Source organism: Actinacidiphila oryziradicis, from assembly GCF_005047355.1.
GTDB lineage: Bacteria > Actinomycetota > Actinomycetes > Streptomycetales > Streptomycetaceae > Actinacidiphila > Actinacidiphila oryziradicis.
On the sequence record NZ_SUMC01000012.1, the window covers coordinates 86,663 to 100,328 of the forward strand.

Annotated in this window: 11 protein-coding genes and 1 pseudogene; 7 read left to right on the forward strand and 5 right to left on the reverse strand. The window is 71.1% G+C overall.

The window, feature by feature from the left end; translation table 11 throughout:
• Positions 1-24 precede the first annotated feature (24 nt).
• The 3 genes from gltB to FCI23_RS15575 all read left to right on the forward strand — a co-directional run bounded on the left by gltB (position 25) and on the right by FCI23_RS15575 (position 7,378).
• Complete coding sequence (gene gltB / locus FCI23_RS15565; RefSeq protein WP_136724478.1) at positions 25-4,653, forward strand: glutamate synthase large subunit; 4,629 nt, start codon at positions 25-27, stop codon at positions 4,651-4,653.
• Positions 4,646-6,106: a glutamate synthase subunit beta gene (locus FCI23_RS15570; RefSeq protein WP_136724479.1), complete on the forward strand. Its 1,461-nt coding sequence runs from the start codon at positions 4,646-4,648 to the stop codon at positions 6,104-6,106. Before gltB ends, FCI23_RS15570 begins: the two co-directional genes overlap by 8 nt.
• A 210-nt stretch (positions 6,107-6,316) precedes the next feature.
• Positions 6,317-7,378: a LacI family DNA-binding transcriptional regulator gene (locus FCI23_RS15575; protein WP_136724480.1), complete on the forward strand. Its 1,062-nt coding sequence runs from the start codon at positions 6,317-6,319 to the stop codon at positions 7,376-7,378.
• Here FCI23_RS15575 and FCI23_RS15580 read toward each other — a convergent pair.
• From FCI23_RS15580 to FCI23_RS15595, 4 genes are all read right to left on the reverse strand, one after another.
• Positions 7,348-8,604 carry an MFS transporter gene (locus tag FCI23_RS15580; protein WP_136724481.1) on the reverse strand — a complete coding sequence of 419 codons (1,257 nt, stop codon included), beginning with the start codon at positions 8,602-8,604 and terminating at the stop codon, positions 7,348-7,350. The genes FCI23_RS15575 and FCI23_RS15580 overlap by 31 nt on opposite strands.
• A 218-nt stretch (positions 8,605-8,822) precedes the next feature.
• Positions 8,823-9,041: a hypothetical protein gene (locus FCI23_RS15585; RefSeq protein ID WP_136724482.1), complete on the reverse strand. Its 219-nt coding sequence runs from the start codon at positions 9,039-9,041 to the stop codon at positions 8,823-8,825.
• Between the two features lie 81 nt (positions 9,042-9,122).
• Positions 9,123-10,022, reverse strand: coding sequence for a hypothetical protein (locus FCI23_RS15590; protein ID WP_136724483.1), 900 nt, complete (start codon positions 10,020-10,022; stop codon positions 9,123-9,125).
• 40 nt (positions 10,023-10,062) lie between these two features.
• Positions 10,063-11,034 (reverse strand): class I SAM-dependent methyltransferase, encoded by a 972-nt coding sequence (locus FCI23_RS15595; protein ID WP_136724484.1) that lies wholly within the window; start codon positions 11,032-11,034, stop codon positions 10,063-10,065.
• Positions 11,035-11,119: 85 nt separating this feature from the next.
• Here FCI23_RS15595 and FCI23_RS15600 point away from each other — a divergent pair, with 85 nt between their 5' ends.
• The 4 genes from FCI23_RS15600 to FCI23_RS15615 all read left to right on the forward strand — a co-directional run bounded on the left by FCI23_RS15600 (position 11,120) and on the right by FCI23_RS15615 (position 13,362).
• Positions 11,120-11,806, forward strand: a complete 687-nt coding sequence (locus tag FCI23_RS15600) for an MBL fold metallo-hydrolase (RefSeq protein ID WP_136724485.1) — start codon at positions 11,120-11,122, stop codon at positions 11,804-11,806.
• Positions 11,790-12,569, forward strand: a complete 780-nt coding sequence (locus tag FCI23_RS15605) for a phosphotransferase (RefSeq protein WP_136724486.1) — start codon at positions 11,790-11,792, stop codon at positions 12,567-12,569. Before FCI23_RS15600 ends, FCI23_RS15605 begins: the two co-directional genes overlap by 17 nt.
• 98 nt (positions 12,570-12,667) lie before the next feature.
• Complete coding sequence (locus tag FCI23_RS15610) at positions 12,668-12,964, forward strand: type II toxin-antitoxin system Phd/YefM family antitoxin (protein ID WP_136724487.1); 297 nt, start codon at positions 12,668-12,670, stop codon at positions 12,962-12,964.
• Positions 12,961-13,362 carry a type II toxin-antitoxin system VapC family toxin gene (locus tag FCI23_RS15615; protein WP_136724488.1) on the forward strand — a complete coding sequence of 134 codons (402 nt, stop codon included), beginning with the start codon at positions 12,961-12,963 and terminating at the stop codon, positions 13,360-13,362. The genes FCI23_RS15610 and FCI23_RS15615 overlap by 4 nt, the downstream gene beginning before the upstream one ends.
• Before the next feature lie 53 nt (positions 13,363-13,415).
• Here FCI23_RS15615 and FCI23_RS63050 read toward each other — a convergent pair.
• Positions 13,416-13,642: pseudogene (locus tag FCI23_RS63050) on the reverse strand (VOC family protein).
• Between the last annotated feature and the right edge of the window lie 24 nt (positions 13,643-13,666).

The window sequence follows — 13,666 nt, forward strand, 5'->3', positions numbered from 1 at the left end:
CCCAAGACGACGACGGGAGAGCCGATGCGTTCCGCGTCCACGCACCCCGGGTCCACCGGCTCCGGCTGGGCCCACATGGACGGGCGTCCTGCCCGTCAGGGGCTGTACGACCCCCGCAACGAGCACGACGCCTGTGGCGTCGGCTTCGTGGCCACCCTCACTGGCGAGGCCGACCACGCGCTCGTGGAGCAGGCCCTGACCGTCCTGCGGAATCTCGAGCACCGCGGGGCCACCGGCTCGGAGCCGGATTCGGGCGACGGTGCCGGCATCCTGCTCCAGGTCCCGGACGCGTTCCTGCGTGAGGCGGCCGGATTCGCTCTTCCGGCCGCGGGTCACTACGCGGTCGGCACCGCCTTCATGCCCGTCGAGGAAGCGGACCGCACCAAGGCAGTCGAGGCGATCGAGCGGATCGCCGCCGAAGAGGGCCTCGCCGTCCTCGGCTGGCGCGAGGTCCCGGTCGCCCCCGAGCTGCTCGGCGTGTCGGCACGCTCGACGATGCCGTACTTCTCGCAGCTGTTCGTGGCATCCGCCGCGGTGGCGGGAGAGGACAGTGCGAAGAAGGCCGGAATCGATCTTGACCGTCCGGCGTTTGTGCTGCGCAAGCGCGCCGAGCGCGAGGCGGACGTCTACTTCCCGTCGCTGTCGGCCCGTACGATCGTCTACAAGGGCATGCTGACCACCGGGCAGCTGGAGCCGTTCTTCCCGGACCTCTCCGACCGCCGGCTCGCCACCGCGATCGCGCTGGTCCACTCCCGCTTCTCGACCAACACCTTCCCGAGCTGGCCGCTGGCCCACCCGTACCGGTTCGTCGCCCACAACGGTGAGATCAACACCGTCCAGGGCAACCGCAACTGGATGCGGGCCCGTGAGTCCCAGCTCGTGTCCGACAGGTTCGGCTCCGCCGACAACGGGCACAGCGCCGGGGACCTGGAGCGGATCTTCCCGATCTGTACGCCGGAGGCCTCGGACACCGCGACCTTCGACGAGGTCCTGGAGCTGCTCCACCTCGGCGGCCGCTCGCTCCCGCACAGCGTGCTGATGATGATCCCCGAGGCGTGGGAGAGCCCCACTCTCGGTGAATCGATGGACCCGGCCCGCCGCGCCTTCTACCAGTACCACTCCACCCTGATGGAGCCCTGGGACGGCCCGGCCTGCATCACCTTCAGCGACGGCACCCTGGTCGGCGCGGTCCTGGACCGCAACGGTCTGCGTCCCGGCCGCTACTGGGTCACCGACGACGGCCTGGTCGTGCTCGCCTCCGAGTCCGGCGTTCTGGACATCGAGCCGGCGAAGGTGGTCCGCAAGGGCCGCCTTCAGCCCGGCCGGATGTTCCTGGTGGACACCGCCCAGCAGCGGATCATCGAGGACGACGAGATCAAGTCGCAGCTCGCCGCCGAGAACCCGTACGCGGAGTGGCTCGACGCCGGGCTGATCCACCTCGCGGACCTGCCCGAGCGTGAGCACATCGTGCACACCCACGCCTCCGTCACCCGCCGCCAGCAGACCTTCGGCTACACCGAGGAGGAGCTGCGCGTCATCCTCGCGCCAATGGCCAAGACCGGCGGCGAGCCGCTCGGCTCCATGGGCACCGACTCGCCGATCGCGGCGCTGTCCGCCCGCCCGCGGCTGCTCTTCGACTACTTCACCCAGTTGTTCGCGCAGGTCACGAACCCGCCGCTGGACGCCATCCGTGAAGAGCTGGTCACCTCGCTGATCTCCGCGATCGGCCCCAGCGGCAACCTGCTGGAACCGTCCCCGGCATCCTGTCGCAACATCACGCTGCCCTTCCCGGTGATCGACAACGACGAGCTGGCCAAGCTCATCCACATCAACGCCGACGGCGACCTGCCCGGCCTGAAGGCCGCGACGCTCTCCGGCCTGTACCGGGTCTCCGGCGGCGGCGAGGCCCTCGCCGCCCGCCTGGCGGAGATCTGCGCCGAGGCCGACACCGCCATAGAGGACGGTGCCCGGCTGATCGTCCTCTCCGACCGGCACTCGGATGCCGAGCAGGCGCCCATCCCGTCGCTGCTGCTCACCTCCGCCGTCCACCACCACCTCATCCGCACCAAACAGCGCACCCAGGTCGGCCTGATCGTCGAGGGCGGCGATGTGCGCGAGGTGCACCATGTCGCGCTGCTCATCGGCTACGGCGCCGCCGCGGTCAACCCGTATCTGGCCATGGAGTCCGTCGAGGACCTGCTCCGCGCCGGAACGTTCCTCGAGGGCCTGGAGCCCGAGGTGGCGATCAGGAACCTGATCAAGGCGCTGGGCAAGGGCGTGCTGAAGGTGATGTCCAAGATGGGCATCTCCACCGTCGCCTCCTACCGCGGTGCCCAGGTCTTCGAGGCCGTCGGCCTGGACGCGGGCCTGGTCGACACCTACTTCCACGGCACCGCCACCAAGATCGGCGGCGTCGGGCTGGACGTCCTCGCCCAGGAGGTCGCCGCCCGGCACGCCCAGGCCTACCCGGCCTCCGGCATCGCCGCCGCCCACCGCCGTCTGGAGATCGGCGGCGAGTACCAGTGGCGCCGCGAGGGCGAGCCGCACCTGTTCGACCCCGACACGGTCTTCCGGCTCCAGCACTCCACTCGCTCGCGCCGCTACGACATCTTCAAGCAGTACACCAGCCGCGTCGACGAGCAGGCCGAACGCCTGATGACGCTGCGCGGCCTCTTCAAGTTCCGCGAGGGCGAGCGCGCCCCGATCTCCATGGACGAGGTCGAGCCGGTCTCCGAGATCGTCAAGCGCTTCTCGACCGGTGCCATGTCCTACGGTTCCATCTCGCTCGAGGCTCACCAGACCCTCGCCATCGCCATGAACCAGCTGGGCGGCAAGTCCAACACCGGCGAGGGCGGCGAGGACGCGGACCGGCTCCATGACCCGGCCCGTCGCTCCGCGATCAAGCAGGTCGCCTCCGGCCGCTTCGGCGTGACGTCGGAGTACCTGGTCAACGCGGACGACATCCAGATCAAGATGGCCCAGGGCGCCAAGCCCGGCGAGGGCGGCCAGCTGCCCGGCCACAAGGTCTACCCGTGGATCGGCAAGACCCGGCACAGCACCCCCGGCGTCGGCCTGATCTCCCCGCCGCCGCACCACGACATCTACTCCATCGAGGACCTCGCCCAGCTCATCCACGACCTGAAGAACGCCAACCCGGCCGCCCGCATCCATGTGAAGCTGGTCTCCGAGGTCGGCGTCGGCACGGTCGCGGCGGGCGTCAGCAAGGCCCACGCGGATGTCGTGCTCATCTCCGGCCACGACGGCGGCACCGGCGCCTCGCCGCTGACGAGCCTGAAGCACGCGGGCGGCCCCTGGGAGCTCGGCCTCGCCGAGACCCAGCAGACCCTGCTGCTCAACGGGCTGCGTGACCGCATCGTCGTACAGACCGACGGCCAGCTGAAGACCGGCCGCGATGTCATCATCGCCGCCCTCTTGGGCGCCGAGGAGTTCGGCTTCGCCACCGCGCCGCTGGTCGTCTCCGGCTGCGTGATGATGCGCGTCTGCCACCTGGACACCTGCCCCGTCGGCATCGCCACCCAGAACCCGGTCCTGCGGGACCGCTTCTCCGGCAAGGCCGAGTACGTGGTGAACTTCTTCGAGTTCATCGCGCAGGAGGTCCGCGAGCTGCTCGCCGAGCTCGGCTTCCGCACCCTGCAGGAGGCCGTCGGCCACGCCGAGCTGATCGACAGCAGCCAGGCTGTGGACCACTGGAAGGCGCAGGGTTTCGACCTCGCCCCGCTCTTCTACGTACCCGAGCTCCCCGAGGGCGCTTCCCTCCACCAATGCGTCCCGCAGGACCACGGCCTGGCCAAGGCGCTGGACAACGAGCTCATCACGCTCGCCGAGGACGCTCTGCGCAGCGGCGAGCCGGTCCGCGCCCAGGTGCGGATCCGTAACGTCAACCGCACCGTCGGCACCATGCTCGGCCATGAGGTGACCAAGAAGTACGGTGGCGCCGGCCTGCCCGACGACACCATCGACATCACCTTCACCGGTTCCGCCGGCCAGTCCTTCGGCGCCTTCCTCCCCAAGGGCATCACCATGCGCCTGGAGGGCGACGCGAACGACTACGTCGGCAAGGGCCTGTCCGGCGGCCGGGTCATCGTCCGCCCGGACCGCGGCGCCGACCATCTGCCCGAGTACTCGACCATCGCCGGCAACACCATCGCCTACGGCGCCACCGGCGGCGAGCTGTTCCTGCGCGGCCGCACCGGCGAGCGCTTCTGCGTCCGCAACTCCGGCGCCACCGTCGTGTCCGAGGGCGTGGGCGACCACGGCTGCGAGTACATGACCGGCGGCCGGGCCGTCGTCCTGGGCGAGACCGGCCGCAACTTCGCGGCCGGCATGTCCGGCGGTATCGCGTACGTCCTCGACCTGAACCCCGTGTACGTCAACACGGGCATGGTGAACATCGAGGCGCTGGACGCGGGAGACATCCAGTGGCTGCACGACGTGGTGCGCCGCCACAGCGAGGAGACCGGCTCTACCGTGGCCGCCTCGCTCCTCGCCGACTGGGGGACCACCCTCACCCGCTTCGGCAAGGTCATGCCGAGGGACTACAAGGCAGTGCTCGCCGCCAAGGACGCCGCCGAGCAGGCCGGACTCTCCGAGTCCGAGACCACCGCGAAGATGATGGAGGCGGCAAATGGCTGACCCGAAGGGCTTCCTCACCACGCCCCGCGAGACGGCCCCGACCCGCCCGGTCGAGGAGCGCAGGCAGGACTGGAGCGAGGTCTACATCCCCGGCGGCCTGCTGCCGATCATCACCAAGCAGGCCGGACGCTGCATGGACTGCGGCATCCCGTTCTGCCACAACGGCTGTCCGCTGGGGAACCTCATTCCCGAGTGGAACGATTACGCCTACCGCGAGGACTGGAGCGCCGCCAGCGAGCGGCTGCACGCGACCAACAACTTCCCGGAGTTCACCGGGCGGCTGTGCCCGGCCCCGTGCGAGTCGGCCTGCGTGCTCGGCATCAACCAGCTGCCCGTCACCATCAAGAACGTCGAAGTCACCATCATCGACAAGGCCTGGGAGAGCGGCGACGTCACCCCGCAGCCCCCGGACCGGCTCTCCGGCAAGACCGTCGCCGTCATCGGCTCCGGCCCGGCCGGCCTTGCCGCCGCCCAGCAGCTCACCCGGGCCGGTCACACGGTCGCCGTGTATGAGCGCGCCGACCGCATCGGCGGCCTGCTGCGCTACGGCATTCCCGAGTTCAAGATGGAGAAGCGGCACATCAACCGCCGTATCGAGCAGATGCGCGCGGAGGGCACCAAGTTCCGTACCGGTGCCCAGGTCGGTACCGACATAGACGGCGCCAAGCTCAAGAGGCGCTACGACGCGGTCGTCATCGCTGCCGGTGCCACCCAGGCACGCGACCTTCCGGTGCCGGGACGCGAGCTCAAGGGCATCTACCAGGCCATGGAGTACCTGCCGCTGTCCAACAAGGTGCAGGAGGGCGACTTCGTCACCCCGCCGGTCAGCGCCGAGGGCAAGCATGTCGTCGTCATCGGCGGCGGCGACACCGGCGCCGACTGCGTCGGTACCGCCCACCGCCAGGGCGCGGCCTCAGTCACCCAGCTGGAGATCATGCCCCGGCCGACCGACGAGCGCCCGGCGCACCAGCCCTGGCCGACGATGCCGATGATCTACAAGGTCACCTCGGCCCACGAGGAGGGCGGCGAGCGCGTGTACGCGGTCAACACCACCCACTTCGAGGGGGACGAGGAAGGCAACGTCCAGTTCCTGCACCTTGTCGAGGCCAAGTTCGAGGACGGGAAGTTCGTGCCGCAGCCCGGCACCGAGCGGAAGATCCCCGCGCAGCTGGTCACCCTGGCCATGGGCTTCACCGGCACCGACCAGAAGAACGGCCTGGTCGAGCAGCTCGGCCTGGAGCTGGACGCGCGCGGCAACATCGCCCGCGACAAGGACTTCGCGACCAACGTCGACGGTGTCTTCGTCGCCGGTGACGCCGGCCGTGGCCAGTCGCTCATCGTCTGGGCGATCGCCGAGGGACGCTCCGCCGCCCGCGCGGTGGACCGCCACCTCACCGGGGCCAGCACCCTGCACGCCCCGATCCGGCCGACCGACCGCCCGCTGACGGTCTGACACGGCCCCAGATTCGTTCCGTACAACGGCGTACGGACACGAGCCAACGGCATCTGCCCCACCCCGACCACGGGGGGCAGATGCCGTTGGCATGTGCGCTCTGTCATCCCGGGAGTGCTGACCCGCGTCTGGCCTGGCATGTTCCGCGCGGTCAGCGAGGCCCCGGCCACGGCTACAGCAGATTCCGCCCCTCAACATAAGGTAACGCCTGTGAGCGGCGCTGTCGGACTCAAGGACGTGGCGATGCGGGCCGGCGTATCCATGCGCACGGTCTCCAACGTCGTACGCGGCACCGGCCGCGCCTCCGACGAGACCCGGCAACGCGTGCTGCGGGCGGTCGCCGAACTGGGCTACCGGCCCAACTCCGCCGCCAGGAGGCTGCGCACCGGCCGCAGCGGCGTCCTCTCCCTCGCCGTCCCGGACCTCACCATGCCGTACTTCGCCGAACTCGCCGCGCACCTGCTGCGGCAGGCGGCCGTCCACGGCTGCACCCTGCTCGTCGAGTGCACCGGCGGCCGAGCCGACGCCGAGTTCGAAATCGCCCTCGGCCGCACCGACCCGCTCGTCGACGGAGTCATCCTCAGCCCCATCGCCCTCGACGACGCAGCCGTCGCCGGAGCCGCCGCCCGGATACCGCTCGTCCTGCTCGGCGAGCGCCTCCACGACCTGCCCGCCACCCACGTGATGATCGACAACACCGCCGCCGCCCGCGAGGCCACCGAACACCTCCTCGGCGGCGGCCGCCGCCGCATCGCCGCCATCGGCCGCCAGGACAGCCCCAACGCCTGCACCTCCGGCACCCGCCTCGCCGGCTACCGCCAGGCCATCGAAGTGGCGGGCCTCCGCTACGACCCCGCCCTCGCCCCGCCCATCGCCGGCTACCACCGCGCCCAAGGCGCAACGGCGATGCGGACACTACTGGCCCTGCCCACCCCGCCCGACGCCGTCTTCTGCTTCGCCGACGCCCTCGCGGAAGGCGCCCTGCACGCCCTGCGCGAGCGCGGCCTCTCCGTACCCCGCGATGTCGCCGTCGTCGGCTTCGACGACGTGGAAGAGGCCCGCTACACCGCCCCGCCGCTCACCACCATCGCCCCCGACAAACAAGAACTCGCCCGCCTCGCCGTCGCCGCCCTCCTCGGCCGTATAGAGGGCCCGGACCCCCTCCCGGGCACCCCGCCAACAGTCGTCATGGCCCGGCACCGGCTGGTCATCCGGGAGAGCTCCGGGGCGTCCGGACGCCGCTACTCGACCGCGTCGGACACCATCGGTTGACGACCCGTCAGTACCGCTGCCTCGCAGCCGCCCCGGCGCAGCGGCGAGCGCCGGAGGGCACCGAGGGCGGTGGCCGCGCCGAGCGGTACGGCAGCGGCGGCGAAGACCGCCACCGGACCGGGACGGTCGATCAGCAGGCCGGCACCGCCCGCGCCCAAGGCGGTGCCCAGGTTGTAGGCCGTGTTGACCCAGGCGCCCGCTTCCGTCCTGGAGCCACCCGGGACCAAGGTGTCCACCAGCAGATACGACGTGATCAACAGGGCATCGGTGCAGGCCCCCGCGAGCAGGAGCGCCACTCCCGCGCCTGGCACGGCGTACAGCAGGGCCGGCAAGGCGTAGCAACCGGAGGAGAACGCGGCCAGAGCCAGCAGCCGCCGTCCGGGCGTGGCGCGCCATTGCCGCCGCCCGTACGCCAGGCCGCCGAGCACGCCGCCGACCGAGAACAGCGCCATCACAGGCCCGGCGACCCCAGCGCCCCAGGCCGCGACGACCGCGATCTCGTCCAGGGACAGCGCGCAGCCGGTGCCCAGGACGACCAGCAGCAGCGGCACGAACCCCGCAGCGCGCAACGGGCCGAGCGCGGTACGGGGGATCGGTGTACGCGCGGCCGCACGGTGCGCGCCCGCAGGACTGCGCCCCAGCGCCGCCGCGAAGGCCGAGAAGCCGGTGATGACCAATACGGCGCAGACCCCCAACGCCATCGGGGCAGCGGAGAAGGTGATCAGGAATGCGCCGAACACCGGGCCGAGCGCGAAGACCGTGGACTCGGCGGCCGTATCCAGACTCAGCGCGCGCTGCCGCTGCTCCTCGTCCACCGTCAGTTCGCCCCACAAGGTCCGCATCAGCGGTCCCACCGGGGGCGGGAACATCCCGGCGAGTACAGCCAGGCCGACGGTGGGCAGGGCGGGAATCCGGAGTGCGCATCCGGCGGCGACCGAGGCCAGCAACAGGGTGTAACAGACGGAAAGGATCATCAGGGCAGCGTGGCGACCCTCGACCAGACGTGCTCTGAAGGGTCCCAGCAGCGCGGCGGCCAGGCCGAAGAGGCCGGTGGCCGTACCGGCGACGGCATACGATCCGGTGCCCTGCCGCAGGGAGAGCAGCAGGGGCAGGGAGAGCATCCCGTAGGAGAGCCGGGCGAGCATGGCGGCGGCGAAGAGGCCACGGGCACGGGGGAGTGCGAGGACAGCGCGATAGGACGCACTGCCCCTGTCGGGGCGTGACATGGGAGATCTCCGGAGTCGGCGCTACTGGTCCTCGCCAGGTCGCGCGCGGGCATGACAGATCGGCATCCCGCCTCCGTCGCCCTGCGGCGCGGGGGCGGTCAGACGACCGGTCAGTGCGGTCCGGAGCTGTTCATGGGAAGGATCGTAGCGGCCCCATCCCATCCGCCGAGCATCCGCCCTGCAAGTGACAGCACCGTCCGGGCCCCACCGGCCGCGCACTATCTCCGAGTGCCGCTCGCCTTGATCCATGCCCCCGGCCCGTACGCGACATCCACCTCGGCCGCTTCGCCGCCGCCCCTGGCGACCCAGATGATCAGAGCGCCGCTGCTGTGGATCTCGTACGAGTAGCGGCCCTCATCACCGTCCGGGCGGCGCTCCTCGACGCCCACCGCCTCCGACATGCCGGCTGATCCGGGCAGAACCCATTGAACGGACATAACCCGACGCTACGTCCGGGCGACTCCGCCCGCCAGACGCGGCGCGACGGCGAGGCCGCCCGGGAACAGCCGCCGCAGGCGTCATGTATCGCACTCCAGCACCGTGCGGCACAGGCCGCAACGGGCCTTCATCCTGCCCCGAACCGGGACCCGGATGCGCTGGTGGCAGGTCGGGCACGGGAAGGACACGCGCATCGGTCCCGAGCCCTCGAAGGCGTAGGGCGCGGAGGGCAGCGCGCTGCCGGCCCGGCGGTCATGGGCGTAGCGGCGGCGGACGGCCCAGCCGCAGTGGGCCAGCGGCGGGCGGCGGAGGTCCTCCTGGGCCTGGGCGAGACCGGTGCGGTAGGCGTCACGGGCCTGGGCGCTGGTGAACCAGGGCTCGATGTCGTCGCCGAAGGCGAGCGCCCGCTTGGCCAGCACGTAGCCGAACTCCTCGGGGGTGAGGTAGCCGAGCTTGGAGGCGGACATGATCAGCCGTTCGCCGCGGACCGCGGGCTCCTCGCGGTAGGAGTCCAGCAGGAGCCAGCCCGCGCCGAGGTAGGCGGTGGCGGTGTCGGTGAGGATCTCGTTGTCGCGGGTGCCGCGGAACTCCAGGTCCAGGCGGTGCAGGTAGACATGCATGACTTCGTGTGCGAGGACCGCGCCGATATCGCGGCGGTCGGTCCTGAAGCGGGAGTGCAGCTCGATGAAATACTCCGGCCCGGCTGCCAGCTCCACATTCCCGGCGTGCACCATGTCTCGGAAGCTCACGATCATGCGGGCGTCCGGCAGCCGGAAGTGCTGCACCATGACGCGGGCCACCCGCTGCGCGCCGAGATACAGGTCCTCGTCGGCCGGGAAGTCCACCGCCTCCGGGCGCACGCTCGCCGCGAACAGGCTCACCGTGTCGTAGGACAGCCGCCGGTAGAGCGCGGTCAGCGACGCCCTGACGGTGTCCAGATGCGGAAAGCCGTGCACGATCGGTTCTGCCTGCTGGGTCACCTGCGCCTCCCCCGGCGACGGCGGTCCGTCGCTTCCGAGGCTACGCGTCGACCCACGCCGTCGCACCCGCCCTGCCGGATACGGCGAGCCCGATGCCGCCGAACTGCTCGGCGGCGTCCGGGAGGGTGCCCTCAGAGGCCTGGTAGACGCTGAGCAGCAGCCGTCCGCCGGGCTCCACCAGGGTGTCCAGGACATGCCGCGCCAGGTCGCCGAACCGTGCCCGCGGCACGGTCTCCGCCAGGATGTGGGCGAAGGTGAAGCGCCGGCCGTCCCGCGGTCTCCAGCTGAGCGCGTTGCCGACCTCGATCCTGCCAGCCCATCGCGGCAGCCGCCGCCGGGCGAGCCCGACGAGACCGGGCGCCAGATCGATCCCGTAGGGCTCGATCACCCGGCCGCGCTCCGCCGCCCAGGCGTGTACTGACTCCATCAGCAGGCCGTTGGCGCAGCCGACATCGAGGAAGGTGCCGTCCCGGTCCAGCCCCTCGACGATCATTGAGCGGCGGGCCCGCCACGCCTGCGGGCCACCTCCGAACCCGGAGCCGCCTTCGGGTGTGGCGGCACGCAGATAGGCGGGCTCCAGCAGCCGCATATTGTCCGCGAAATACGAGGCATCGTCCTGCGCCCGGAAGGACCGGGCCGCGTCCAGCACCACCTGCGCATCGCCCATGAGACCGGCGATGGCCTCGGCCGGGCCGGCCACCAGCTCCACCTCGGCGTGCGGGCGCCGGCCCTTGTAGCGGTCGCCGTCCAGCCAGGCGTACAGGTGGGCCGCCTCGGCGTCGTACGCGAACGGATGCGCCCGCTGGAAGCGGAAACCGGCGGTCTCCAGCGGTATCCGGAGGGTGGTGTCCAGCAGCCAGTGCTCGCCGGGGCGTACCTCGCCCGAGGGCAGTCGCAGCCGGCCGTCGCCATCCGGGATCGCCGCGCAGTGCCCGTCCGGCAGGAACGGCACGAAGGTCATCTGCCGGACGGACCCCGGTGCGGGATCGCCCTCGGTCAGTGCGTACGTCATCGGTACCTCGCCCTCCCCCGGCCGGGGCCGTTCGCCCCCGGCTCAACGTGTGGCTCAGGTTCTGGCATCTGCTTACCGTCGGACAATGGAAACCGTACAAGTGACCACTGACATCTGGCTCCTGCCTTTCCCCGTCGGGCAGGTCTACGTCGTCCGGCAGCCCGGCGGATACGCCCTCGTGGACTCGGGCCCGGCCGGTTCCGAGGCAGCGATCCTCACCGCCCTGCGGCAGCTCGGCGCCCGGCCCCACGACCTCCGCGAGATCGTGCTGACCCATTCCCATCACGACCACTCCGGCTCGGCCGCGGCCCTGGCCGCCGCCACCGGCGCCCGCGTACTGGCCGGAGCCGACGACGCGCCGGCGATCCGGGGCACGGCGCCCCCGACACCACCCGTACTGGAGCCGTGGGAGCGGCCGCTCTACGACGCGGTCGTCCCGACCGTTCCGCACGCACCACCCGCCCGCGTGGACCGGGAACTGGCGGACGGCGACGAGCTGGACTGGGGCGCGCGGGCTCGGATCCTGCATGTCCCCGGGCACACTCCGGGGAGTATCGCACTGCATCTGCCATCGGCCGGAGTGCTGTTCACCGGCGACACCATCGCCCACGCGCAGGGGCGGCCGATGCCCGGCGTCTTCAATACGGACCGCGCGCGGACCGTGGACGCCTACCACCGCCTGGCCGCTCTCGACACCGAGACCGTGTGCTTCGGCCACGGCGAGCCGATCGCCTCGGCAGCAGGGGAGGCACTGCGTGCGGCCGCGATCTGAGGAGCAGGGGGAGCCGGAGGAGCGGGAGGAGCCGCTGAGCGGCGGTTTCATCAACAAGGTCGTACGGTCCGGGGACACGGTCCGGCGGACGGCGGGGGAGCGGGCGGAGTACGTATGGGAGCTGCTGGAGCTCTTCGAGCGCGCGGGATGGCAGGGCGCGCCCCGCCATCTGGGTACAGACGAGTGGGGCCGTGAGGTGCTGTCGTACGCCGAGGGGTCGGCGGGGCAGGAGGCCGGTGACGAGGGTTTGGCGGCGGTCGCGCGCCTGGTACGGGAGTTCCACGACCTGACGGCCGGGACGCCGGCGGCGGCGGGCGGTGAGGTGGTGTGCCACAACGATCTGTCGCCGAAGAACACCGTCTACAGGGAGGTACCGGGCCTCGGGACGCGGCCCGTCGTCATCATCGACTGGGATCTGGCCGCGCCGGGCAGCCGGATCCACGATGTGGCGCAGGTCTGCTGGCAGTTCTGCGGCACCGGCCCCTCGGGCCCGGGCCCGCACCAGGTGGGGCGACGTTTCGGGATTATATGCGACGCATATGGGCTGGACGCCGCCGATCGCGGGCGTGTCGTCGAGACGGTGCTGTGGTGGCAGGACCGCTGTTGGCGTGGCATCGAGGCCGCGGCAGAGGCCGGGGACCCCGCGATGGTGCGGCTGCGCGACGGGGGAGCGGTGGCGGAGGTGCGGGCGGCGTACGCCTGGACGGCGACCCACCGGGCCGTGCTGGAGCAGTGCGCTCAGCCCTGGCACAAGCACGACTGACAGTGATGATGTTCATGGTGACGCTGCGGTGTACTTCGTACGCGTGAAAACAACGCACGTGGGCGTCATTCGACGCACGGAGCTCATACGGTTGCTGCATGACGACCAGAGTGCCCATCCGTCAGCTGCAGCAGCACGCGAGCGAGCTTATCGACCGTGTAGCCGCCGGCGAGCGCGTCGAGATCACCCGGAACGGCCGGTTGATCGCCGTGCTGTCGCCGCCCGACCCCGAGCAGCGTGTCATGGAGGATCTCGTCCGCACCGGCACCGTAGATCCGGACAACGCTGCCTCAGCACGAGGCCTCGGCGACTGGCAGCCGCTCCCCGCCCGGCCCGGGGCTCCCTCCCGGCTGTCCGACGTGCTGCTGGCGATGCGCGAGGAAGAAGACCGTTGATCTATCTCGACTCGTGCGCCTTGTTGAAGCTGCTGCTTCCCGAGCCGGAGACGCCCGCCCTTCGGGCCTTCCTGGGCGCTCACGCCGCTGAGGGGCATGCCACATCGGCCCTTGCCCAGACCGAAGTCGCCCGTGCGCTGGTCCGGGCCGGTGCGGATCCCGAAGTGGGTGACGCGGCAGAGGAACTGCTGGACCGGGTACTGCGGGTCCGGATCACCGGCCCGATCCTTCGCGCGGCGGGCGTGTTCCCGATACGACACCTGCGTAGCCTCGACGCGATCCACCTCGCCAGCGCCGAGCACCTGGAACTCGCCCTCACCGCGTTCGTCACGTACGACAAGCGCCTGGCTGCCGCCGCCAGCGAACGCGAACTGCCTGTTCGGACTCCCGGAGCTTGAGCACGGGTGACCGTCGTGCAGGCGTCGACCAGGCCGCCGCTGCGGGACACGGCTCAGGACTGCCCGAAACAGAGGCAGAAGGGATGCCCCGCCGGATCGGTGAAGGCCCGGAATCCCGAATTCCGGCCGCCGCTGTCGTGCAGCGGCGCGGCACCCAGCGCGAGCACACCCACGCAGGGTCGCTGTCATCCAGCTCCCCGCCGAGAAGCCCCTGGTAGAAGGCGCCCAGCGCACCCGGGTCCGGACAGTCGACAACGGTGCACTGCAACTTGGCAATCATGCGGGCACCCTACGTCCGGCCGCC